This is a genomic window from Deltaproteobacteria bacterium GWC2_65_14 (assembly GCA_001797615.1).
In the GTDB taxonomy this organism is placed as follows: Bacteria; Desulfobacterota; Deferrimicrobia; order Deferrimicrobiales; family Deferrimicrobiaceae; genus GWC2-65-14.
In genome coordinates, this window is the sequence record MGPV01000010.1 from 38,609 (window position 1) to 60,087 (window position 21,479).

19 protein-coding genes are annotated in these 21,479 nt (G+C 66.5%); 15 read left to right on the forward strand and 4 right to left on the reverse strand.

Annotation, left to right across the window (positions count from 1 at the left end):
• The first annotated feature begins 323 nt into the window (after positions 1-323).
• The 10 genes from A2X88_07900 (at position 324) to A2X88_07945 (ending at position 9,335) form a co-directional block, all read left to right on the forward strand.
• A complete protein-coding gene (locus A2X88_07900; protein ID OGP35484.1) occupies positions 324-986 on the forward strand; it encodes a 16S rRNA (guanine(527)-N(7))-methyltransferase RsmG in 663 nt (220 codons plus the stop codon).
• A 223-nt stretch (positions 987-1,209) separates the two neighbouring features.
• Complete coding sequence (locus tag A2X88_07905; GenBank protein OGP35485.1) at positions 1,210-1,992, forward strand: chromosome partitioning protein; 783 nt, start codon at positions 1,210-1,212, stop codon at positions 1,990-1,992.
• The gene (locus A2X88_07910; GenBank protein OGP35486.1) at positions 1,968-2,825 is read left to right on the forward strand and encodes a hypothetical protein; all 858 of its coding nucleotides are present in this window, start codon (positions 1,968-1,970) and stop codon (positions 2,823-2,825) included. Before A2X88_07905 ends, A2X88_07910 begins: the two co-directional genes overlap by 25 nt.
• A 609-nt stretch (positions 2,826-3,434) precedes the next feature.
• Positions 3,435-3,890, forward strand: coding sequence for a hypothetical protein (locus A2X88_07915; GenBank protein ID OGP35487.1), 456 nt, complete (start codon positions 3,435-3,437; stop codon positions 3,888-3,890).
• Positions 3,887-4,450: a hypothetical protein gene (locus tag A2X88_07920; protein OGP35488.1), complete on the forward strand. Its 564-nt coding sequence runs from the start codon at positions 3,887-3,889 to the stop codon at positions 4,448-4,450. Before A2X88_07915 ends, A2X88_07920 begins: the two co-directional genes overlap by 4 nt.
• Positions 4,447-4,989, forward strand: a complete 543-nt coding sequence (locus A2X88_07925; GenBank protein ID OGP35489.1) for an ATP synthase F1 subunit delta — start codon at positions 4,447-4,449, stop codon at positions 4,987-4,989. The genes A2X88_07920 and A2X88_07925 overlap by 4 nt, the downstream gene beginning before the upstream one ends.
• Before the next feature lie 10 nt (positions 4,990-4,999).
• The gene (locus A2X88_07930; protein ID OGP35490.1) at positions 5,000-6,508 is read left to right on the forward strand and encodes a F0F1 ATP synthase subunit alpha; all 1,509 of its coding nucleotides are present in this window, start codon (positions 5,000-5,002) and stop codon (positions 6,506-6,508) included.
• 27 nt (positions 6,509-6,535) lie between these two features.
• On the forward strand, positions 6,536-7,429 hold the full coding sequence (locus A2X88_07935; GenBank protein OGP35491.1) for an ATP synthase F1 subunit gamma: 894 nt from the start codon (positions 6,536-6,538) through the stop codon (positions 7,427-7,429).
• 28 nt (positions 7,430-7,457) lie between these two features.
• Positions 7,458-8,870 (forward strand): F0F1 ATP synthase subunit beta, encoded by a 1,413-nt coding sequence (locus A2X88_07940; protein ID OGP35492.1) that lies wholly within the window; start codon positions 7,458-7,460, stop codon positions 8,868-8,870.
• Between the two features lie 63 nt (positions 8,871-8,933).
• Positions 8,934-9,335 (forward strand): ATP synthase F1 subunit epsilon, encoded by a 402-nt coding sequence (locus A2X88_07945; protein ID OGP35493.1) that lies wholly within the window; start codon positions 8,934-8,936, stop codon positions 9,333-9,335.
• Here A2X88_07945 and A2X88_07950 read toward each other — a convergent pair whose 3' ends face one another.
• On the reverse strand, positions 9,336-9,863 hold the full coding sequence (locus A2X88_07950; GenBank protein OGP35494.1) for a hypothetical protein: 528 nt from the start codon (positions 9,861-9,863) through the stop codon (positions 9,336-9,338). It abuts the gene before it with no gap.
• A gap of 68 nt (positions 9,864-9,931) precedes the next feature.
• Here A2X88_07950 and A2X88_07955 point away from each other — a divergent pair, with 68 nt between their 5' ends.
• Both A2X88_07955 and A2X88_07960 read left to right on the forward strand, forming a co-directional pair.
• Positions 9,932-11,395, forward strand: a complete 1,464-nt coding sequence (locus A2X88_07955; GenBank protein OGP35495.1) for a UDP-N-acetylglucosamine diphosphorylase/glucosamine-1-phosphate N-acetyltransferase — start codon at positions 9,932-9,934, stop codon at positions 11,393-11,395.
• Between the two features lies 1 nt (position 11,396).
• Entirely contained in the window at positions 11,397-13,226 is a 1,830-nt protein-coding gene (locus A2X88_07960) for a glutamine--fructose-6-phosphate aminotransferase (GenBank protein ID OGP35496.1), read from the forward strand.
• A gap of 300 nt (positions 13,227-13,526) precedes the next feature.
• On the opposite strand, the gene A2X88_07965 is transcribed toward A2X88_07960, so the two are convergent.
• The 3 genes from A2X88_07965 to A2X88_07975 all read right to left on the reverse strand — a co-directional run bounded on the left by A2X88_07965 (position 13,527) and on the right by A2X88_07975 (position 17,365).
• Positions 13,527-14,243 carry a hypothetical protein gene (locus tag A2X88_07965; protein ID OGP35497.1) on the reverse strand — a complete coding sequence of 239 codons (717 nt, stop codon included), beginning with the start codon at positions 14,241-14,243 and terminating at the stop codon, positions 13,527-13,529.
• 324 nt (positions 14,244-14,567) lie between these two features.
• Positions 14,568-15,752: a hypothetical protein gene (locus tag A2X88_07970; GenBank protein OGP35504.1), complete on the reverse strand. Its 1,185-nt coding sequence runs from the start codon at positions 15,750-15,752 to the stop codon at positions 14,568-14,570.
• Positions 15,753-16,057: 305 nt separating this feature from the next.
• Positions 16,058-17,365 carry a hypothetical protein gene (locus A2X88_07975; protein OGP35498.1) on the reverse strand — a complete coding sequence of 436 codons (1,308 nt, stop codon included), beginning with the start codon at positions 17,363-17,365 and terminating at the stop codon, positions 16,058-16,060.
• A 140-nt stretch (positions 17,366-17,505) separates the two neighbouring features.
• On the opposite strand from A2X88_07975, the gene A2X88_07980 reads away from it, so the two are divergent.
• The 3 genes from A2X88_07980 to A2X88_07990 all read left to right on the forward strand — a co-directional run bounded on the left by A2X88_07980 (position 17,506) and on the right by A2X88_07990 (position 21,242).
• Positions 17,506-19,689 (forward strand): hypothetical protein, encoded by a 2,184-nt coding sequence (locus A2X88_07980; GenBank protein OGP35499.1) that lies wholly within the window; start codon positions 17,506-17,508, stop codon positions 19,687-19,689.
• A 443-nt stretch (positions 19,690-20,132) separates the two neighbouring features.
• The gene (locus tag A2X88_07985) at positions 20,133-20,738 is read left to right on the forward strand and encodes a hypothetical protein (protein OGP35500.1); all 606 of its coding nucleotides are present in this window, start codon (positions 20,133-20,135) and stop codon (positions 20,736-20,738) included.
• 3 nt (positions 20,739-20,741) lie between these two features.
• Positions 20,742-21,242: a hypothetical protein gene (locus tag A2X88_07990; GenBank protein OGP35501.1), complete on the forward strand. Its 501-nt coding sequence runs from the start codon at positions 20,742-20,744 to the stop codon at positions 21,240-21,242.
• Positions 21,243-21,479 lie beyond the last annotated feature (237 nt).

Sequence of the window (21,479 nt, forward strand, 5' to 3'; positions counted from 1 at the left end):
CGGAGGACAAGTCGAAGGGGGGCTTCGCTCCGAGTGCCCTCCGCTGTCGGAAAATCTTTTTATCTCCGCTCACCCCCCCGTCCTTCGGCTGGCTCCGCCCGTGATGCGCCCCGTCGCGGGGGTGCCCGGGACCGGCTCCGCCGCCTGGGCGGTCTGTTTCCTCTTGCAAACGGGCAGATTCCGCATTCCTCGGCGTGTCGCTCGGGCGCGTCTCCTGTCTTTCACGGGGATATGGCATAGTAGGGCGGCATGCGGAGCGATGGGCGCTCCCGGCCCGCGAACATGTTCCACGTGGAACATTCGTCATCGGAGGCAGGGAGGGGATGGCAAGACAAGAGGCGATCGTGACGGCACCGGCACCGGAATTCCTCTCCCTCCTGATCGCGGAGGCGGGGCTTTCCGTCCCCCCGGGGGCGGCGGAGAAGCTTTCGGCCCACGCAGCCATGATGCTCCGGTGGAACCGGGCGATCCGGCTGACCGCGATCACCGATCCGGAGGAGGTTGCCGTCAAGCATATCCTCGATTCCCTCCTCCTGCTTCGCCTTTCTCCCTTCCGGGGGAGGATCCTGGACTTCGGCTCGGGGGCCGGATATCCGGGGATCCCCCTCGCGGTCGCGCTGCCGGAGGCGCAGGTGTGCTTCCTCGAGTCCTCCGGGAAGAAAAGCTCGTTTTTACGGGAGGTCGCTGCAGCGCTTTCCTTGAAGAATATCCAGGTTTTCCAGGAAAGACTGGGAAAGAACCCTCCGCGACATCTGGGACGGTTCGAACAGGTCGTGACCCGGGCGACCCTGCCGCCTGCGGAGGCGGCCTCCCTGCTGCTTCCCCTCCTGGAGCCCGGGGGAAGGCTTCTCCTGATGACCGGAGCCGGGAAGGAAACAGGGGTGGAGGGGCCCCTTCCGGAGGGGGCTCTGCCCGGGCGGCGGTTCCGGTTCTTGCTTCCGCTGGGGATGGGGACACGGGAGATCCGCGAGATCCGGGTCCCCTGACCGGCCGTCACACTCGCCGGCCCGGCACCTCGCGCCACGAACGCAGCCCCCCCCTCCAACCTGTCCTCCGTAGCTGCGAGAGCGGCGAAGGAGGAGGCTGCGCAGCCGCCCCTGGTGTGCCCCTCCCGGGGAAAAAAGGGTTCTCCTGCCGGGCCCCTCCGTGGTACAAGAAACCATTGTTCCTGCAGGGGCTCATTCTTCCGTCAGCCGGAGCGTAAAGAGATTGTCCCGCATCATCGCCGTCGCCAACCAGAAGGGCGGAGTGGGGAAGACCACGACGGCGGTCAACCTGGCCGCCTCCCTCGCCGTCATGGAGAGGAAAACGCTTCTCGTCGACCTGGACCCCCAGGCGAACGCCACCTCCGGGGTCGGAGGGGAGCCCGGGGGCGAAACCGGAAACAACATCTACCGCGCTCTTCTGGCCGAAATACCACTCCTGGAAGCGATCCGGGAGACGGAGCTCCCGTACCTGCACATCGCGCCGGCCTCCGGAGATCTGATCGGCGCGGAGATCGAGCTGGTTTCGATCCCCAGGCGCGAGACCCGGCTCCGGGAGGCGCTCGAGCAGGTCCGCGACCGGTACGAGACGATCCTGATCGACTGTCCCCCCTCCCTGGGACTGCTCACGTTGAACGCCCTCTGCGCCGCGCAATCGGTCCTGATCCCCCTGCAGTGCGAATATTACGCGCTGGAGGGACTGGGGTCGCTCTACCGCACGATCGACAAAGTGCGGGGGGCGCTGAACCCCGGGCTCGCCGTGGAAGGGGTGGTGCTGACCATGTTCGACCCCCGGAACAACCTCTCCCACCAGGTGGTCTCTGAGGCCCGCGAAAACCTGAACTCCCAAGTATTTCAAACAGTTATACCAAGAAACGTCCGGCTGTCCGAGTCCCCCTCGTTCGGCAAGCCGGCCATCCTGTACGCGGTGAGCTCGCGCGGGGCCCAGGCCTACCTCGAGTTGGCCAGGGAGATGGTGAGCCGATGGAACGAAAGCCCGAGCCGGTGAAGAAGAAGGTCCTGGGGAGGGGGCTCGCCGCCCTTCTTCCCGGGCCCGCCGAGCGCGACGTGGAGTTTCTCCGCATTCCCGTCACACGTATCCTGGCGGGCGGGAACCAGCCGCGGCGGACCTTCTCCCCGGAGGAACTGAGCAATCTCGTCGAGTCGGTCCGGGAGAAGGGGATCCTTCAGCCGGTCCTGGTGCGTCCCGCGGAGGGCGGATACGAGCTGGTCGCCGGGGAGCGGCGCCTCCGCGCGGCCCAGGCGGCCGGCGTGGAGACGATCCCCGCCATCGTGAAGAAGCTGAGCGACCGGGAATCGCTCGAGGCGGCGGTCGTCGAGAATGTCCAGCGCGAGGATCTGAACGCGATCGATCTCGCCCAGGCCTACAGCCGGCTCGTCCAGGAGTTCTCCCTCTCGCAGGAGGAGATCGCCCGGCGCGTGGGAAAGGACCGCGCCACCGTGGCGAACACCCTCCGGCTGCTCAAGCTCCCCGCCCCGGTGCGGCAGGCGGTCGTCGACGGCCGCCTCTCGGCGGGCCACGCCCGCGCGCTGCTGCAGGCCCCGCCCGAGCGGCTGCAGTCGATTTTCGAGGCGGTGCTGCGCAAAGGGCTCTCCGTGCGCGAGGTGGAAGGGCTCTGCCAGGCGGGGAAGGAAAAGCCGGCGGGCCGGAAAGCCCGGCGGCCGGATCCCCACGTCCAGGATCTCGAGGAAAAGCTCTCCCGCCGGGGCGGCACGAGAGTGCGGATCCGCGGGACGGCGAAGAAGGGGCGGATCGAGGTCTCCTATTTCTCCGAAGGGGAATTCTCCCGCCTCTGCGACCTTCTTTTCGGGGGCCGGTAGGGCCGGTTTCGTCCCCGCGTAAGGGGCGGCTTCCCCGGGATGGATCCTGAAAATCTCTTGCAACGGTTTCGGCTTGTGATATATTTCGCCGCATAACCGACACAACCCTTATCCGGTGACGGATAAATCCGAAGGGAAAGGAGCAAAAGGCAATGCGTAAGTATTCGGCTCTGTTCCTCAGTTTGGTGTTTGCGGCAGCGATCGGTCTCTCGGCGTGCGCGGAGAAGAAGGCTCCACCGCCTCCTCCTCCTCCTCCTGCCCCCGCGGCTGCGCCGGCCGACAACATGGCGGCACCTCCGGCGGCTCCCCCGGCAGCGCCGAAGCCGGCCGAGGCGCCGAAGAAGTAGCGCTCCTCACGGGATCGAGGGGTGAAACGGATTTTCGCTGCAGGAACAGCTCGCGGGAATCTGTAGCGCGTCACGAGGAAACATGGGGCACCGCGGGGAACCGCGGTGCCCGGTTTTTTTTGCGGGTTCCCCGCCCCGCGCAGGCTTCGGAAACCGCCATGAAGCGCTTGACAGTCCGCTGTTCCCGTGATACCAATTCTCCGTTTATCTATCCCAAGCCAGTCGTTCGCCTGCAAGGATTTCCGGGAGGGAAACGGGTTCCATGGAACTGCTGCTGAAGATCTTCGAGACGCTGGGGATCACCCAGCTCGCCGTGCTGCAGATGGCGATCACGGTGACCCTGGCTGTCATCCTGTCGGCGACGCTGATCCGCCCGATCCTGCAGGTCTTCCAGGAGCGCGAGAACCGCTCCTCGAAGCCGATGGAGGAGTCCAGGGCGCTGCTGGCCGACGCCGAGGCGAAGACCCGGCAGTACGAGGAGGCGTTGCGCAAGTCGACCCTGGAATCGATCGTCCGAAAGCGGGCGAAGATGGAGGAGGCCTCCCGGGTCGAGCGGAAGCGGATCGAGGAGGCGGCCGAGGAGAGCAACCGGCAGGTCGAGCAGATGAAGTCCCGGATCGGGATGGAGAAGGAAGCGGCCCTGGGAAGCCTGCGGCAGGAGGTCGCGCGGCTCTCGACCCAGATCGCCGAGAAGGTGCTGGGAAGGAGCGTGGCGTGAAGGCCCTTTTTGCGGGATTCGTTCTCTTCGCCGTAACCGCCGCGGAGGCCGCCTCGGGGGCGGGCGGGCAGGCCGGCATCCCCTGGTGGGAGATCTTCAAGCAGGCGGTCAATTTTTCCATCCTGGTCGGGGTGCTGGTCTACTTCCTCCGGAAGCCGCTTTCCACCTTCCTTCGGGAGCGTTCCGAGCTGCTCCGCAAGTCGATCGAGGAGGCATCGCGCGCCCGGGAATCCGCCGCGGAGAAACTGGCGGCGGTCGAGGCGAAGGTGGCCCGGCTCTCCGGGGAGGTCGAGGAGTTGAACCGGAGGATGGAGGCGGAGGCGCAGGACGAGGCGCGGCGCCTCCACGAGACGGCGCTGGCCGAGATCCGCAGGGTCCGGGATCAGGTCCAGTTCGCGGCCGACCAGGAGGTGCGGAAGGCGCGCGAGGAGCTTCGCAGGGAGGCCTCCGGGCTTTCCTCGCAGGCGGCCGCGGAGATCCTGAAACAGACGATCACGCCGGAGGACCAGGACCGGATGGTGCGGGAGAACATCGAGAAGATCCGGGAGATCGAGCGATGATCGGCGGAAGCCTCTCGAGGAGGTATGCCCGGGCGCTGCTCGCCATCGGGGAGGAGGAGGGGCGGTCGAGGCAGATCCTCGCAGAGGCCGAGCGGTTCGAGGCGCTGCTGTCCGAAATCCCCCGGCTCCGCGAAATGCTGGAGGCCGCCCACATCAACCGGAGGGACAAGCATGCCGCGCTCGAGGCGGTCGTCGGCCCGTCCGGATTCCTCCCCTCCACGGGCAATTTCCTGAACCTGCTGGTCGACAAGGGGCGGATGACGATCCTCTCCCGGATCCTTTCCGAGTTCCGGACCCTGATCGAACGGCTCGAGGGGATTGAGCGGGTCGAGGTCACCGTCCCGATGCCGCTGACCGACTCCCAGCGGACGATGCTGACCGGGGTGCTCGAGGGGCGAACCGGCCGGAAGGTTCTCCTGGAGGAGAAGGTGGATCCCGGCGTGCTCGGGGGGATGGTCGTGAAGGTCGGCTCCACCGTATACGACGGCAGCGCACGCTGGCAGATCCAGAATATTCGCGAAACGTTGCAGAAAGGGTGAGTCCCCGGTCATGAACATACGCGCCGAAGAGATCACGGAGATCCTGAAAAGCCAGATCCAGGGATACGAGAAGCGGGTCGACGTCGCCGAGACGGGGGTGGTCCTCTCCGTCGGAGACGGGATCGCCCGCGTGCACGGGCTGGAGAAGGCGATGGCGGGAGAGCTGCTCGACTTCCCGTTCGATGTCCGCGGGATGGTGCTGAACCTCGAGGAGGACAACGTCGGCGTCGCGCTGCTGGGCGACGACGTGAAGATCAAGGAGGGGGACACCGTCCGCCGGACCGGCCGGATCGTCGAGGTGCCCTGCGGCGACGCGATGGTCGGGCGGGTCGTGAACTCCCTGGGGCAGCCGATCGACGGCAAGGGGCCGATCGAGACGGAGCACTACCGCCGGATCGAGATCAAGGCTCCCGGGATCGTGAAGCGCCAGCCGGTGAAGGAGCCGCTCCAGACCGGCCTCAAGGCGATCGACGCGATGATCCCGATCGGCCGCGGCCAGCGGGAGCTGATCATCGGGGACCGGCAGACCGGCAAGACCGCCGTGGCCCTGGACACGATCATCAACCAGAAGGGAACCGGCGTCATCTGCGTCTATGTGGCGATCGGGCAGAAGCAGTCGACCGTGGCGCAGGTGGTCGAGAAGCTGCGATCGTTCGGCGCGATGGACTACACGATCGTGATTTCCGCGACCGCCTCCGAATCCGCCCCGCTGAACTTCATCGCCCCCTACACCGGCTGCACGATGGGCGAGTACTACCGGGACAGCGGGCGCCACGCCCTGTGCATCTACGACGACCTCTCCAAGCACGCGGTGGCCTACCGGCAGCTCTCGCTCCTGCTGCGCCGGCCGCCGGGACGCGAGGCCTACCCGGGCGACGTCTTCTACCTGCACTCCCGGCTGCTCGAGCGGGCGGCGAAGCTCTCCGACGAGGAAGGGGGCGGGTCGCTGACCGCGCTGCCGATCATCGAGACGCAGGCGGGCGACGTGTCGGCCTACATCCCCACCAACGTCATCTCGATCACGGACGGCCAGATCTATCTCGAGGCCGACCTCTTCTACGCCGGCGTGCGGCCCGCGGTCAACGTCGGCCTCTCCGTGTCCCGCGTCGGCGGGAACGCGCAGGTCAAGGCGATGAAGCAGGTCGCGGGGCGCCTGCGGCTCGAGCTGGCGCAGTACCGGGAGATGGCCGCCTTCGCCCAGTTCGGCTCCGACCTCGACAAGGCCACGCAGATGCAGCTGGCCCGGGGAGCCCGCCTGGTGGAGATCCTCAAGCAGGACCAGTACGAGCCGCAGCCGGTCGAGAACCAGATCGCCACGATCTTTTCCGCGACCAACGGGTTCGTCGACGGGTACGACACGGGGTCGCTCCTGAAGTACGAGGCCGAGCTGACCGCCTTCCTGCGGGACCGCCACGGCGCCCTTCTTTCCCAGCTCCGGGAGAAGAAGACGATCGACGACGACATGCGGGGGAAGCTCACCGCCGCCCTCGAGGAGTTCCAGGGGATGTTCCAGGAATAACGGGACCGGAAGGGACGACGGGAGACGATGGCCAACCAGAGGGCGATCCGGAAACGGATCGGCAGCGTCAAGAGCACCCAGCAGATCACCAAGGCGATGAAGATGGTGTCCGCCGCCAAGCTCAAGCGGGCGCAGGACGCCATCGTCGCCGCGCGGCCGTACGCCCGGGAGATGCGGGAGGTGGTCCGGTCGGTCGCGGCGCGTGCGGGGGAGGAGGCGCACCCGCTGCTGACGGTCCGGGAGGCGAAGCGGGTCGCCCTGCTGGTCGTCACCTCCGACCGGGGCCTGTGCGGCGGCTTCAACTCGAACCTGCTCCGGGCGGCGAACCGGTTCCTCGCGGAGCGGAAGGAGCGCCACGAGGAGATCGTCCTCATGGTCGTCGGGCGGAAGGCCCGGGACTTCTTCCGCCGCCGCCGGGTGCCGGTCCACAAGGAGTACGTGAACGTCCTCGGGAAGCTGTCGTACGCTCACGCCGAGCAGTTCTCCCACGACCTGGTGGAGGGCTACCTCGCCGGCGAAATCGACGAGGTGGTCATCGCCTTCAACGAGTTCCGGTCGGCGATCTCCCAGACCGTCCGGTTCGAGAAGCTCTTTCCGGTCGCCCTCGAACCCGCCGCGGGGGGGCCGGGGGAAAAGGAGAAGGAACAGCCCGCGGCCGACATCGACTACCTGTACGAGCCGTCCCGGAAGGAGATCCTGGAGGTCCTGCTCCCCAAGTACGTGGAGACGCAGATCTTTAGGGTCCTTCTCGAGTCGGTGGCGGGCGAGCACGGCGCCCGGATGACGGCGATGGATTCGGCGACCAACAACGCCGTGGATATGATCTCCCGGCTCACGCTGCAGATGAACCGCGCCCGCCAGGCCGCGATCACCAAGGAACTGATGGAGATCATCGGCGGCGCAGAGGCGCTCAAGGGATAGCCAGGAACCCGAAGGAGGCGAGGGAATCATGAACAAGGGAAACATCGTCCAGGTGATCGGGCCCGTGGTCGACGTCCGGTTCGAGCCGGGCCGGCTTCCGGCTCTCTACAACGCGATCCGGATCACGAACCCGAGCATCAGCGACCAGGAGGGGAACCTCGTCGTCGAGACGGCCCAGCACCTGGGCGACAACGTCGTCCGCTGCGTCGCGATGGACTCCACGGAAGGTCTGGTCCGGGGGATGGAGGCGACCGACACGGGCGGCCCGATCACCATCCCGGTCGGCCCCGAGACGCTCGGCCGGATCATGAACGTGATCGGCGATCCGGTCGACGAGATGGGACCGATCGTCACGAAGAAACGGTACCCGATCCACCGGCACCCCCCCTCCTTTGAGGAGCAGTCGACCAAGGTCGAGATCCTCGAGACGGGGCTCAAGGTCGTCGATCTTTTGGCTCCCTACTCCAAGGGGGGGAAGATCGGGCTCTTCGGCGGCGCCGGCGTGGGGAAGACCGTGATCATCATGGAGCTCATCCACAACATCGCGATCGAGCACGGCGGCTACTCCGTGTTCGGCGGCGTGGGCGAGCGGACCCGCGAGGGGAACGACCTCTGGCTCGAGATGAAGGAGAGCAAGGTCCTCGAGAAGGCCTGCCTGGTCTTCGGGCAGATGAACGAGCCGCCCGGCGCGCGGGCGCGCGTCGGGCTGTCGGCCCTGACCGCGGCGGAATACTTCCGCGACGAGGAAGGGCAGGACGTGCTCCTCTTCATCGACAACATCTTCCGGTTCACCCAGGCCGGCTCCGAGGTGTCGGCGCTTCTCGGCCGGATCCCCTCGGCGGTCGGCTACCAGCCGACCCTGTCCACCGACCTGGGCGAGCTCCAGGAGCGGATCACCTCGACCAAGCACGGCTCGATCACCTCGGTGCAGGCGATCTACGTCCCCGCGGACGACCTGACCGACCCGGCGCCGGCGACCACCTTCTCCCACCTGGACGCCACGACCGTGCTCTCCCGGCAGATCGCGGAGCTGGGGATCTACCCCGCGGTGGACCCGCTCGACTCGACCTCCCGGATCCTCTCCCCGCTGGTGCTGGGGGAGGAGCACTACCAGGTGGCGCGGGCGGTGCAGAAGGTGCTCCAGCGGTACAAGGACCTCCAGGACATCATCGCGATCCTGGGGATGGACGAGCTCTCCGAGGACGACAAGCTGCTGGTCTCCCGGGCCCGCAAGATCCAGCGGTTCCTGTCGCAGCCCTTCTTCGTGGCCGAGCAGTTCACCGGGATCGCGGGCAAGTACGTCAAGCTCGAGGACACGATCCAGTCGTTCCGGGAGATCGTCGAGGGGAAGCACGACGAGCTTCCCGAGCAGGCCTTCTACATGGTCGGCACGATCGAAGAGGCGATCGAGAAGGGGAAGAAGCTCCTCGCGGTCGAGTAACGGGAACGCTTCGCGACGCGGGGGACGCCGCGGCGCCTTCACGGGGAACGGGGAAAGGACGATATGGCTTCGACGATCCGGCTGGAACTGGTCACGCCCGAGCGGCTGCTCGTCTCCGAGGAGGTGGACGAGGTCATCGCCCCCGGGTACGAGGGGGAGTTCGGCATCCTGCCCGAGCACACCCAGTACCTGGCGATCCTCTCGATCGGGATCCTCCGCTACCGCAAGGGAAACGACGTGCAGAAGGTCGCGGTGGGCGGCGGGTTCGCCGAGGTCAGCGCCGACCGGGTGGTCGTGATGGCCGACGTGGCGGAGAAGGCGGAGGAGATCGACGTCGGGCGGGCGAGGCAGGCGCACGCCCGCGCCGAGGAGGCCCTGCGTGACCTGTCGGTGGACGACGCCTCCTACGCGAAGGCGTACGCGGCGCTGCGGCGCGCCATGGTGAGGATGTCCGCCGCCGAGTAGTCAGACCTTTCCCGCCCGGACCTTCGGCTTGCCGTTCTCCACGGTGACCCGGAACTCCACCCTCCGGGCTCCCGATTTTCCCGCGATATCCCTGGCACGGTCGATCAGCATCCGCCGGAGCGATTCCGCATCGGCCGGGTCGGTTTGCATCCCGCACTCGGACCGGGCCTGCCGGATCTGCTCCACGACGCTGGCCAGGTGCTCCTGCTCGACCGGGGCTTCTTCCCTGGTGTGAACGCGCACGACTCCGGAGGCGTCCCGGACAAGCCGCCCTTCCTCGAGGTCCCGGACCATCCGGGTCCAGAGATTGGCGAGCGAGTGGTACCGTCCCTGGAGGGTGTTGAACCGGAACTGGTCGGAAGTGTTCGGGATCTTACGCTGCCCCATCCGCCGGACCATCCACTCCAGGAGCCGCCGCTCCTCGGAGGGCTCCGTTCTCCGGTTCCCCTGGAAAAAGAGGTCGTACTGCCTCTTCAGCTCCACGATGTCGGCCTCGATCCGGTCCAGCGCTACCTTCAGGCTCTCCACGGTCCTCGGTTCCTTTCCCCCCGGGAAACGGGTACACTTGGGAACGGGCGCAACGGCCTGATACTACCATGTACGGAAAGGGACGGTCCATGGCGGGAGTTGCCGCGATCATCCTGGCGGCGGGGAAGGGGAAGCGGATGCGGTCCGCCCTCCCCAAGGTCGCCCACCCGGTCGCGGGGCGTCCGATGCTGTGGCATGCGCTCCAGGCGGCACGGGGCGCCGGGATCCGCGAGATCGTGGTCGTCCTCGGGCATGGAAGGGAAGCGCTCCACGGGACCGTAAAGCCGTTCGGCGCGAAGGTGGCGGTCCAGGAGTCTCCGCGCGGGACAGGGGATGCCGCCGGCTGCGGGCTGGCCGCCGTATCCCGGGGCGCGGGAGAAGTGGTGGTCCTCTGCGGGGACGCCCCGCTGATCCGGCCCGCCACCATCCGGGCGCTCCTTTCCGCAAGGCGGCGGCGGAAGGCGGCCGCCTCGGTGCTGACCGGGATCCTCCCCGACCCTTCCGGGTACGGGCGGGTCCTGCGCAATCCGGATGGCACGGTGTCCCGGATCGTGGAGGAGCGGGACGGCGGGGCGCAGATCCGGAAGGTGCGGGAGGTGAACTCCGGGGCCTATGCCTTCGACCGGAAGTTCCTCGCCCGGAACCTGCCGCGGCTCTCCGACGTGAACATCCAACGGGAATATTACCTGACCGACCTCGTCTTCCAGGCGCTCCAGGAAGGGAAGACCGTCGTGCCGGTCGCGGCTTCGGACCCCGACGAGGTGCGCGGGATCAACTCCCGCGCGGAGCTGGCCCGGGCCTCGGAGATCCTTGGGCGGCGCAAGGTCGAGGCGCTGCTCGACGCGGGGGTGACCATCGTGGCGCCGGACCGGGTCCACATCGACCCGGAGGTCGCGGTGGGCCCCGACTCGGTGATCGAGCCGGGCGTGGTGCTGCTGGGGTCGACGCGGGTCGGGCGGGGCGTGCGGATCCAGACCGGCTGCGTGGTGGAGAACTGCCGGCTGGACGACGGCGCTACGCTCAAGCCCTACTGCGTGCTCACGGATTCCCGCGTCCGGAAGGGAGCGGTGCTCGGGCCCTTCGCGCACCTGCGGCCGGAGGCCGACATCGGCGAGGATGCCCGGATCGGCAATTTCGTGGAGGTGAAGAAGAGCCGGTTCGGGAAGGGCTCGAAGGCGAACCACCTCGCCTACATCGGCGACGCGACGGTCGGCCGGAAGGCGAACATCGGCGCCGGGACGATCACCTGCAACTACGACGGGCTCGCCAAGCACAGGACCGTGATCGGGGACGGGGTCTTCGTCGGCAGCGACACCCAGTTCGTCGCCCCGGTGACGATCGGGAAGGGGGCCCTGATCGGCGCGGGGGCCACGATCACGAGGGATGTTCCCCCGTTCGCCCTCGCCCTCTCCCGGGCGGAGCAGAAGGTGATCGAGGGGTGGGTGATCCGCCGGATGCCGGAACTTCTCAAGAAGGCGGGGATCAAGGTCCCCCCGGGAAAAGAGAAGGGGCCGGGGAAGGAGAAAACGTAGCATGTGCGGGATCGTCGGATACACGGGGCCGAGACCGTGCGGCGAGATCCTGCTCGACGGGCTGCGCAGGCTGGAGTACCGGGGGTACGACTCGGCGGGGGTGGCGATCCTGGACGGCGGCCGGATCGACATCCGCAAGAGCGAGGGGAAGCTCTCCCGCCTGACCGATCTGGTCTCCCGCCAGCCGATCGCCGGGAGCTGCGGCGTCGGGCATACCCGGTGGGCCACCCACGGGCGTCCTTCCGACACGAACGCCCATCCGCACAAGACCGGCCGGGTCGCGGTCGTCCACAACGGGATCATCGAGAATCACCACTCGCTCAAGGAGCGGATGACCGCCCGGGGGCGGCGGTTCTCCTCCGAGACCGACACCGAGGTGATCGCCCACCTGGTCGACGAGCATCTCTCCCGCGGCCTCGGGCTGGAGGAGGCGGTGCGCGGGACGGTGTCCGAGCTCGAAGGGTCCTTCGCCTTCCTCGCCCTTTCGGAGACGGAGCCGGGGACGATCGTCGGGGCGCGGCTGAACTGCCCGATGGTCGTCGGGGTCGGCGAGGGGGAGAATTTCCTGGCGTCGGACCTTCCGCCGCTGCTCTCCCACACACGGGAGGCCCTCTTCCTCGAGGACGGGGAGATCGTCGTCGCCCGCCCGGAGGCGGTCACGCTGACCGATTTCGAGGGGAACCCGAGGGAACGGAGCACGCTGCACATCGACTGGACCCCCGTCATGGCGGAGAAGGGGGGATACCGCCACTTCATGCTCAAGGAGATCCACGAGCAGCCCCGGGCGATCCTGGACACCCTCGCCGGCCGGATGCGCCCCGAGACGGGGGAGGTCTTCCTGGAGACCCTTCCGCTGCCGGCTTCGGTGCTGCGCGGCCTCTCTAAGGTGGTGATCGTCGCCTGCGGGACCTCGTGGCACGCCGCGCTGGTCGGGAAGTTCATGATCGAGCGGCTCGCCCGCATCCCGGTGGAGGTCGACCTCGGTTCCGAGTACCGCTACCGCGACCCGGTGGTGGAGCCGGACACCCTCTGCATCCCGATCTCCCAGTCCGGGGAGACCGCCGACACCCTGGCGGGGCTTCGGGAGGCCAAGGGGAAGGGGGCGATGGCAGTGTCGATCTGCAACGTGGTCGCCTCCACGATCGCGCGGGAATCGGACGGGGTGATCTATACCCACGCCGGGCCCGAGATCGGCGTGGCCTCGACGAAAGCCTTCACGACGCAGCTGGCGGCGCTCTATCTGCTGGCCCTGCGGCTGGGACGGGCCCGCCGGATCCTCACGCGCATCGACCTCTCCTCCCACCTGCTGGAGCTGACCGATCTGGCGAAGAAGATCGAGGAGGTGCTCCAGCGCGAGGAGGAGATCGCCGCGATCGCGCGCACCTACAAGGATGCCCGGGATTTCCTCTACCTGGGCAGGGGGATCTCCTACCCGATCGCCCTGGAGGGGGCGCTCAAGCTCAAGGAGATCTCCTACATCCACGCGGAAGGATACCCGGCGGGGGAGATGAAGCACGGGCCGATCGCCCTGATCGACGAGCGGATGCCGGTGCTGGTCCTCTGCTCCCGGGGCGATACCTACGAGAAGACCCTCTCCAACCTGGAGGAGGCCCGCACCCGCGGCGGGCGGATCATCGCGGTGGGCACCGAGGGGGATGCCGGGCTGGCCAGGAGCGCCGAGAGCACCTTCTTCCTTCCCCCCTGCGGGGAGATGGCCCGCCCGATCCTCGAGGTGGTCCCGCTGCAGCTTCTGGCCTACCACATGGCGGTGCTCAAGGGCACCGACGTCGACCAGCCGAGAAACCTCGCGAAAAGCGTGACGGTGGAATAGGAGGGCGAGTCGCCCCCCCCCCTTGTTATCGGATGCCAACAAGGTTCTTACGTAGCCAATAAACTTTTTACATAGCCAATAAAGTCCTTACGCGAAGTGCCCTTATCATGATCTGTCAGGGTAATTTCCCGTCGGGCTGGATCAACGCGTCGACTCCGGAAGAGGCATTACGCGGAGACCGCGAGCCTCACGGCAAGGAATCGTACGAGACCCGGAGCGACGCCGGGTTCCCTTTTTCCGTATTTTGGGCACGTGTGGCCGAGATGTGGCTTGCGGGTCTTGGGACCGGGAAGTCGTCGGCTATTTTGCCTCCATCGATTCGATGGCCTTCAATATGGCCCTGGAGGTTTCCGTCAGATTCATCTCTTTGGCTGTGACCCTCTTGCCATCATTGAAGAATTTTTCGACCAGGATGACCGGATGCCTGTAGTAAAGATCTTCTCCATGACTCATGATGTACCCTCCGCGGAAAAACCCGCAGACGGTCCATCCGTGACGCTCCATGATCTTCTGGGAAATGGTATGGAAGGTGGCCACCCAACACAACCCGTACTCCGCACGGGTCAGGGGCCAGATCTCGTTCATATAGGCCAACAGGTCGCTGAATATCTTCCTCTGCCTGTATTCGGGATCGATCACGCCGACCTCGCCCCAGATGGTCATGTTCAGCCTGTCCGCCCTGCTGGCGCAGGCTCCGCACGGCTTACCGGCGGCCACATCCTCCATTACATAAATGAACCAGTCCTTTTTCATGAACGTATCGCCGTCGCCTACCGCGTTTCGCATGGCATCGGGATGGTGCAGGAAATCGAAATGGGTGCCTTTGCACTCGGGGACTCCAATCCGGTATAAAGCGCACGTTTCATCCACTTCCTCGTTTTTCATGGGACGGCATACGTACTCCCCGCCATCCTTGTTGAAACGGGCTTGATGTTGTGGCCATACCATATGCCTCTCGCTCATCCGCTTGAACTCGCACAACCCGGTATAGTCCTTGTAAACCGATCCGTGCTCCATCCTTGGCACCGTTCTTCCCTCACCCCCGCGACGGTTTTGTCGCTGACCAGGTTTTCTTTCGAGATCGATACCGGGATTGTATTGGATTTCCTCCAAAGAGCCAACTTCGAAAAAGACGGTTCTTCGAAAAAGACGGTCGAAAAAGACGGTACGCCTCGACCATGTGTTTCTGAAACTCCTTGAGCTGGTCGGTGTGACACGTGATGGTTTCGATTGGGCGAAGCATTCGCTCTGATGGCGGGTATTTCCTGTGCTCACCGGCCGGATCATGGCCTCCTCGTTTCCTTGCTTCTCGATAGCAGGGGGCTGTTGCCGGAGCCCGGCTTATTTCTCCGGGGTCTTCTCCCCGGAGGCCCGGGACACCATCGTCCACTTGAGCAGCGGCGGGGCGATCAGGGTGGTCACGATCACCATGATCACCACCGCCGAGTAGGTCGTGGTGTCGATGATCCGTTCCCCCGCGAGAACCAATCCCGCGCCGATGCTGGCGAAGATCAGGCCGACCTCCCCCCGCGGGATCATCCCGAACCCCACCGCCCACCGGTTGAGCCCCTTGTCGATCACCCCCAGGGAGCAGAGCTGCTTCCCGACCACGGCGGCCACCGTAAGCGCCAGGGCGAGCCAGAGCGCCTCGGTGGAGTCGAAGACCCGCAGGTCGACCTTGGCCCCCATCTGGACGAAGAAGACCGGGACCAGGAACTCCGTCAACGGCTTGAGCGCGTCCTCGAGGTAGTGGATCTCGCGCTCTCCGAACTCCCGGAAGTGGACCGACTCCAGGATCAGCCCGGCGGCGAAGGCGCCCACGATGGGGGCCAGCCCCGCGATCCCCGACAGGAAGGACAGCAGGAAACAGAACGCGAGAGACACTCCTACCAGGACGCCCGGCCCGCGAAGCTTCGCGGCCTGGAAGAAGAGCTTCGGCGCGAGAAAGGAGCCGAGCATCAGGGCGATCACCAGAAACCCCCCCGCCTTGAGGGCGATCTGCGCCTGCGCCCAGTAGCTGAGTATCCCCCCCCGGTCCGCCGCGACGATGATCCCGGAGACGGTGGCGAGGAGGATCAGCCCGAGGACGTCGTCGATCACCGCGGCCCCCAGGATGATCCGCGCCTCCTTCTCCCGCGATTTCCCGATGTCCTGGAGCACCCGGGCGGTGATCCCCACGCTCGTGGCGCAGAGGGTGGCCCCCAGGAAGGCGTGCGCGTAGACGGAGTGGTCCGGAAGCAGCCAGGCCCCCACGAGCCACCCGAGCCCGAACGGCGCCGCCACGCCCAGGATCGCCACGAGCAGGGAGGAAAGCCCCACTCTCATGATGTCGCGGATGGTCGACTCCAGCCCCACCGAGAAGAGCAGCACCACCACCCCGATCCGGGCCAGGATGTCGACGTAGGGATCCGAGGCCATCCCCTCGAAGCCGTGAATCCCCGCCAGGGCGAGGTTTCCGAGCAGGATCCCCGCGCACAGCTCGCCCAGCACGGCCGGCTGCCCGAGCAGCACCCCGAAGTGCCCCATCAGCTTGGCCGACAAGAGTATCAGGACCAGGTAGAGAAGCAGGGGAAGGGAAGGATCCTCCCCGGCCGCAAAGGCGACCGAGGGCACCAGGATCGCGAGAACCAGAAGAAGCAGGAAGAACCGTTTCATCCGTTTTCCGTCTGCAGGACCGGGATAGTGGCCTTCGCCCGGGGAATGACCCGTTGGTCTGTCACTGGGATGAATATACTGCGATTCCGGTTCCGATGTAAAAAAAGAGGAACCGGGTGCGGGGATGCGATGACTCCTCGAGGGGACACTTGGCCGGTTCGGGAAACAGGGTTCGGTCAGCTGCTCGAGGCGACCGCCGTCTCTTTCCGCGCATCCGCGCTTTCCGGCGATGGGACCGGGATCGAGGCAAGGGTCTCCTTCATCCCGGTCTGGTACCTCCGGAAGTCCTCCATCCGGTTCTTCGGGATTCCCTGCCCCCGGGGCAGCTTGACGGAGAGGGGGTTCAGGATCCGCCCGTGGCGGTTGATCTGGAAGTGGAGGTGCGGCCCGGTGGTTCTTCCGGTCGACCCGACCGCTCCGATGACGTCGCCCTGGGCGACCCTGGCCCCTGGCCGGATCCCCTTGGCGATCCGGGAAAGATGTCCGTAATAGGTCGTGTATCCCATCGGGTGCCGCAGGATGATCAATCTCCCGTTCGCCCCTTTCCAGCCGGCGAATTTCACCGTTCCGTCGCCCAGGGCGGACACCGGCGTCCCCCGAGCGGCCGCATAATCCACCCCGTGATGGGGCCGGTAGACCTTGAGAACCGGGTGGAGACGGCTGCGGCTGAACCCCGAGCTGATCCGCCGGTAGCTGAGAGGGGCCTTCAGGAAGGCCCTCCGCAGCGAGTTCCCGTCGTCGTCGAAGTAGCCGATCCGCCCGTCGATCTCGAACCGGTAGGCCCGGTGCACCGACCCGTCGTTGACGAACTCCGCGGAAAGAACGTTCCCGTACCGCCGGAACTCCCCGTTGAGCCAGAGCTCCTCCACGACGACCCGGTAGGTGTCCCCCTTCCGGATGTCGGTGTTGAAGTCGATGTCCCAGGAGAAGATGTCGGACAGGTCCAGCGCGAGCGCGACGGAGCTGCCGTCCTCGCCCAGGGCCGACACCAGGTTGTTCTCGATGGCTCCCGCGAGTCCCGCCTCCCGCACGTCGTAGTCGATCGCCACCTTCTCGGCCCGGAAGCCCGGGGCCTCCTGGGTGATGTCGAGAGTCGCGGCGTCGTCGATCTGGTAGGAAAGCGTCAGGACGTTGTTGTCGGAGTCCAGGGTGATCTTGTAGGGGCGCCCGGGGGTGATCCTCCGCAGGCGGAAGACGCCGGCCGCGGCCTCCTTCAGGAGGTGGAGCTGGATCCTGTCGAGCCCGTGCCTCTGGAAGATGTCGGACATCGTCTCGCCGCGCCGGACCACCCCTTCGATCTCCTGGGGGTTTGCCTCCTGCTCCCGCAACGCCCCTTTCGCTCCCCGGACGGCTCCTTCCGGGGTGGCCGGGACATTCCGCTGGGATCGGTACAGCATGCCGAGAGACAGGATCGCGACGGCCGCTGCGGCCGCCACGAGAAGGTGACGATTGCGCATCCGTTCCCCGTGGACCTGGATTTTCATGACGTTCTCAGATTTGCCCGGCCCTGTCAACCCGCGGAACGGCTCGGGACGCAGGTTTCCCCGGCCTGGCCGGTTCCACGCTGCTCCGGGCCGTTCTTCCGGTTGCATCCGAAGAGAGATGGTCCTATCATGAGCTCCCTGTGGCCACCCCGGAAAATCCTCTCCGAGGACTCGACCCCGACCAGCGGGAAGCCGTCCTCCACGAATCGGGACCGCTTCTCCTGGTCGCCGGAGCGGGGTCCGGAAAGACCCGGGCGATCGTCTCCCGGATCGTCCGCCTGGTCCGGGACGGCGTTCCGCCGGACCGGATCCTCGGGATCACCTTCACCAACCGGGCGGCCGAGGAGATGCGGGAGAGGGTTGCCTCGGCCCTGTACGCAGGCTCATCTCCGGGGACGGGGGAGGGCCGTGATCTTCCGTGGCTGGGGACCTTCCACGCCTTCGGGGCGAGGCTGCTGCGCCGCTTCGGAGGGCGGATCGGGCTTTCCCCCGGGTTTGTCATCTACGACGCGCGCGACCAGTTCGACCTGGTCCGGCAGATCCTGAAGGAGAAAAACGTAGACGAGAAGAAATTCTCCGCCTCCCGGTTCCTCGGGAGGATCGAGCGGACCAAGCGGGACGGGGAAGGATCTTCCGTCCTGCGGGAAGCGGGGGGCTGGGCGTTCGCGGGGAAGGCGGAAGAGGTGCGGATCGCCTACGACGACGCCCTCTCGGCGGCCGGCGCGGTCGACTTCGCGGACCTGATCCGGCTCCCGGTCCGCCTCTTCCGGGAGCACCCGGGGATCCTCGAGGCGGTCCGGGGGGAGATCCGGCATCTCCTGGTGGACGAGTTCCAGGACGTGGACGCGGGACAGGCGGAGCTCTCCCGCGGGATCGGGCTGGGGGCCGAGTCGTTCCTGGCGGTGGGCGACGAGGACCAGTCGATCTACGGGTGGCGGGGAGGATCGGCGGGGCCGATGCTCTCCTTCGAGCGCGACTATCCCGGGGGCCGGGTCCTCCATCTCCGGACGAACTACCGGACGAGGGCCGCGATCCTGTCCGCGGCCGGGGAAGTGATCCGGAAGAACCGCTCCCGCCGGGAAAAGAGGATCGAGGCGGCCCGGGAGGGAGGGGATCCGCCGGTCGTCCGGCAGTACGAGGATTCCGACGACGAGGCGGCCGGAGTGGCCGGGGCCGTGGCGGAGCAGATCCGGAAAGGGGCCTCCCCCTCTTCCATCGCGGTCTTCTACCGCGTGAACGCCCAGTCGCGGCCGGTCGAGGATGCGCTGCGGCAGGCCGGCATCCCCTACATTCTGCGGGGAGCGCTCTCCTTCTACGATCGGGCGGCGGTCCGGGACGCGATCGCCTGCCTCCGGTGGTTCGTGCATCCCGACGACCCGGTCTCCTTCGCCCGGCTGGTCAAGGCCCCCCGGCGGGGAGTGGGGGAGGTTACCCTGGCCCGCGCGAGGGAAGCGGCGCGTGCGGCGGGGACCCCGTTCTCGGCGGAGCTGGTGAAGATCCCGCGGCTGGCCGGCCTGCTCGAATTCCGGGATCGGTGGGCCGCCGGGCTTCCGGCGCGGAAGGTCGGCGAAGCGCTCCACGCCGCGCTCGACGGTTCCGGCTATCTCGCCTGGATCGGGGATGGGGACGGATCCGGTACGGAGGAGAGATCGGGAAACGGGAAGGAGGATTCCCGGGAAAATCTCCAGGAGCTGCTCCGCATCGCGAACCTCTTCCCGGGGTCCGGCGAGGAGGCGGTCTGCGCCTTCCTCGAGCGGATCTCCCTCTCGCCGGGGGAAGAGGAGGAGGGGGGGGAGGCGGTCCGCCTGATGACGATGCACAACGCCAAGGGACTCGAGTTCGAGACGGTCTATCTCGCGGGACTGGAGGAGGGGCTTCTCCCGCATTCCCGATCGGCCGACTCGGAATCCGAAGTGGAGGAGGAGCGGCGGCTCTTCTACGTGGGGCTGACCCGCGCGCGGGAGAGGGCGTTTCTCTCGTTTGCACGGAGGAGGTCTCTTTTCGGCGCCTTCCGGGACACGGTCCTTTCGCGGTTCCTCACCGAGATCCCGCCTTCCATGGTCCGGTGGCACGTCGGGACCTCCCGCACCCCGCGGGGATTCGCCCGTTCCGGGACGGCCGCCCCGTGGCGCGCCCCGGCGATCGTTCCCGCGGCGGAACCCTCGCCGGCCCGTCCCAGGCTGGTGCGCCACCCGATGTTCGGCGACGGGGTCGTGGAAGCGGTGGAGGGATCGGGCGACGACCGGAAGATCACCGCTCGCTTTCCCGGGTACGGGAGGAAGAAGATCCTGGTGCGGGCGGTCCGGATGGAGATTCTCTACTGATTCTGCGACACGGGGAAGCCCCCGTCAGGATCCGATGAACAACTCGAACTCCCCGTCCCGCTCCCCCCCCTCCGGACGGGCGTAGAGGAACGTCTCCCTGCCGGTTTTCCTCCGGAACAGGGCGTACAGGAAGGTTGCCGCCCCCGCGGTCAGCAGTGCGGCGAGCAGCAGGTCTGTTTTATGCAGTCTCAAGATGTCTCTCCTGGGGAACATTCTACCAGCGCACCTCTCCGATTGTACGGGAAATCGGGCGTCCCGGCCAACCCCGTAACCGGCCGTGGGGATCCGGGCTCTCTCTCGGCCGGCCGGCGCTCCCGGCATTCCGGTTCCGGAAACGGGCTCGCACGGATCTTGCGCAGGATCGGAAAAGCATGATATTTCTTGATTTTCAAGGTGCAGGTGCGAAACCGGTTCCGCGGGAAGGAATCTAATCGGGGTGAGGGATGCCGGCTGAACGGCTGTACGACGACAACGTTCTCCTGGAGGAGCTTCGCAAGGGCTCTCCCGAGGCCGTCGAGATGCTCTTCGAACGGTTTCACGGGAAGATCTACGGCCTTGCGATGTCGATTCTGAAGAACGAGAGCGACGCCGAGGAAGCGGCCCAGGACGTGTTCCTGACCGTGTTCCAGAAGGCGGACACGTTCCAGGGGAATTCGGCCCTCTACTCCTGGATCTACCGGATCTGCGTGAACGCTTGCCTCATGCGGCTCCGGGGGAAGCGCCGGCACGAGACGGTGTCGATCGAGGAGTTCATGCCGGTATTCACGGAGGAGGGGAAGCACGCCGGTTCCGTGGAGTCCTGGGGCAAGGAAGTCGAGCGGAAGATGCTGAACAGGGAGCTCGGCCAGGTGATCCGGAAATTCACGGAGGATCTCTCGGAGAAGTATCGGGTCGTCTTCGTGTTGAGCGACGTGGAAGGGTTGTCCAATGAGGAAACCGCGCAGATCCTGGGTCTTTCAGTTCCTGCGGTGAAATCGCGGCTGCACCGGGCGAGGCTGTACCTGCGGGAACAGCTGTCCCGGTATCTGCGGGAAGGGAAAACGGACTGACGGATGAACTGCAAGGAACTGATCTACCTGCTGGAAGACTACCTCGATGGAACGATGGAAGGACAGCTGAAAGAAGAGCTGGACGCCCACATCGCGATGTGCGAGCCCTGCCTGCACTTCCTGGAAACCTACGGGAAGACCCGGGTTCTCTGCCGGCAGGTCACGCTGGACGAGATCCCCCCGGAGTTTCGGGAGCGGCTGCGCTCCTTCGTGATGATGAAGGCCCGGGAGCGGCGCAACGGAATCGAGAAATATCTGCGGGAGGAGGGGCAGGAGCGGCGGGAGCAGGCGATGTCCATCGTCCGGGCCTATCGCGACAGGCGGCTCGCACCGGCTCTCATCGAGCTGCTCGACTCGCACCGCGAGAGATGCCCGACGTGCGGGGCGTATCTCAAGTCGCTCAACGGCGGCGAGACGCCGTTCCCCCTTTCGGAAGGGCTGGAGGAGCATATCGTCGAGTTCCTTGATGCCCTCCCCCCGGGCGAGGATCCGTTCCGGGCGTGACGGCGCGTTTCCCGGCGGTTTCCCCCCCCTGGTTTGAATTTGTGATATGTTATGGTTACCGCCCTTGGAAGAGCGGGTACTGCCGTGGAACCCCTTCCGGCCGCCTCACCCCCTGCCGGCCGACCCCAGGGGCCACCGCTTCTTCCTTTTCGTCCAATGATTCGGGGATAAGAGCATGCGCCTGTTTCCGTTCAGCGCGATCGTGGGCCAGGAGCTTCTGAAGAAGGGTCTCCTGGT

What these genes read in the sequence shown, in the direction of transcription:
- A2X88_07930 (OGP35490.1), top strand. Translation starts at nt 5,000, where the DNA reads ATGAACATACGCGCCGAAGAGATCACGGAGATCCTGAAAAGCCAGATC.
- A2X88_07910 (OGP35486.1), top strand. Translation starts at nt 1,968, where the DNA reads ATGGAACGAAAGCCCGAGCCGGTGAAGAAGAAGGTCCTGGGGAGGGGG.
- A2X88_07935 (OGP35491.1), top strand. Translation starts at nt 6,536, where the DNA reads ATGGCCAACCAGAGGGCGATCCGGAAACGGATCGGCAGCGTCAAGAGC.
- A2X88_07945 (OGP35493.1), top strand. Translation starts at nt 8,934, where the DNA reads ATGGCTTCGACGATCCGGCTGGAACTGGTCACGCCCGAGCGGCTGCTC.
- A2X88_07900 (OGP35484.1), top strand. Translation starts at nt 324, where the DNA reads ATGGCAAGACAAGAGGCGATCGTGACGGCACCGGCACCGGAATTCCTC.
- A2X88_07975 (OGP35498.1), bottom strand. Translation starts at nt 17,365, where the DNA reads ATGAAAATCCAGGTCCACGGGGAACGGATGCGCAATCGTCACCTTCTC.
- A2X88_07965 (OGP35497.1), bottom strand. Translation starts at nt 14,243, where the DNA reads ATGGAGCACGGATCGGTTTACAAGGACTATACCGGGTTGTGCGAGTTC.
- A2X88_07985 (OGP35500.1), top strand. Translation starts at nt 20,133, where the DNA reads ATGCCGGCTGAACGGCTGTACGACGACAACGTTCTCCTGGAGGAGCTT.
- A2X88_07955 (OGP35495.1), top strand. Translation starts at nt 9,932, where the DNA reads ATGTACGGAAAGGGACGGTCCATGGCGGGAGTTGCCGCGATCATCCTG.
- A2X88_07925 (OGP35489.1), top strand. Translation starts at nt 4,447, where the DNA reads ATGATCGGCGGAAGCCTCTCGAGGAGGTATGCCCGGGCGCTGCTCGCC.
- A2X88_07915 (OGP35487.1), top strand. Translation starts at nt 3,435, where the DNA reads ATGGAACTGCTGCTGAAGATCTTCGAGACGCTGGGGATCACCCAGCTC.
- A2X88_07970 (OGP35504.1), bottom strand. Translation starts at nt 15,752, where the DNA reads ATGGGGCACTTCGGGGTGCTGCTCGGGCAGCCGGCCGTGCTGGGCGAG.
- A2X88_07940 (OGP35492.1), top strand. Translation starts at nt 7,458, where the DNA reads ATGAACAAGGGAAACATCGTCCAGGTGATCGGGCCCGTGGTCGACGTC.
- A2X88_07960 (OGP35496.1), top strand. Translation starts at nt 11,397, where the DNA reads ATGTGCGGGATCGTCGGATACACGGGGCCGAGACCGTGCGGCGAGATC.
- A2X88_07990 (OGP35501.1), top strand. Translation starts at nt 20,742, where the DNA reads ATGAACTGCAAGGAACTGATCTACCTGCTGGAAGACTACCTCGATGGA.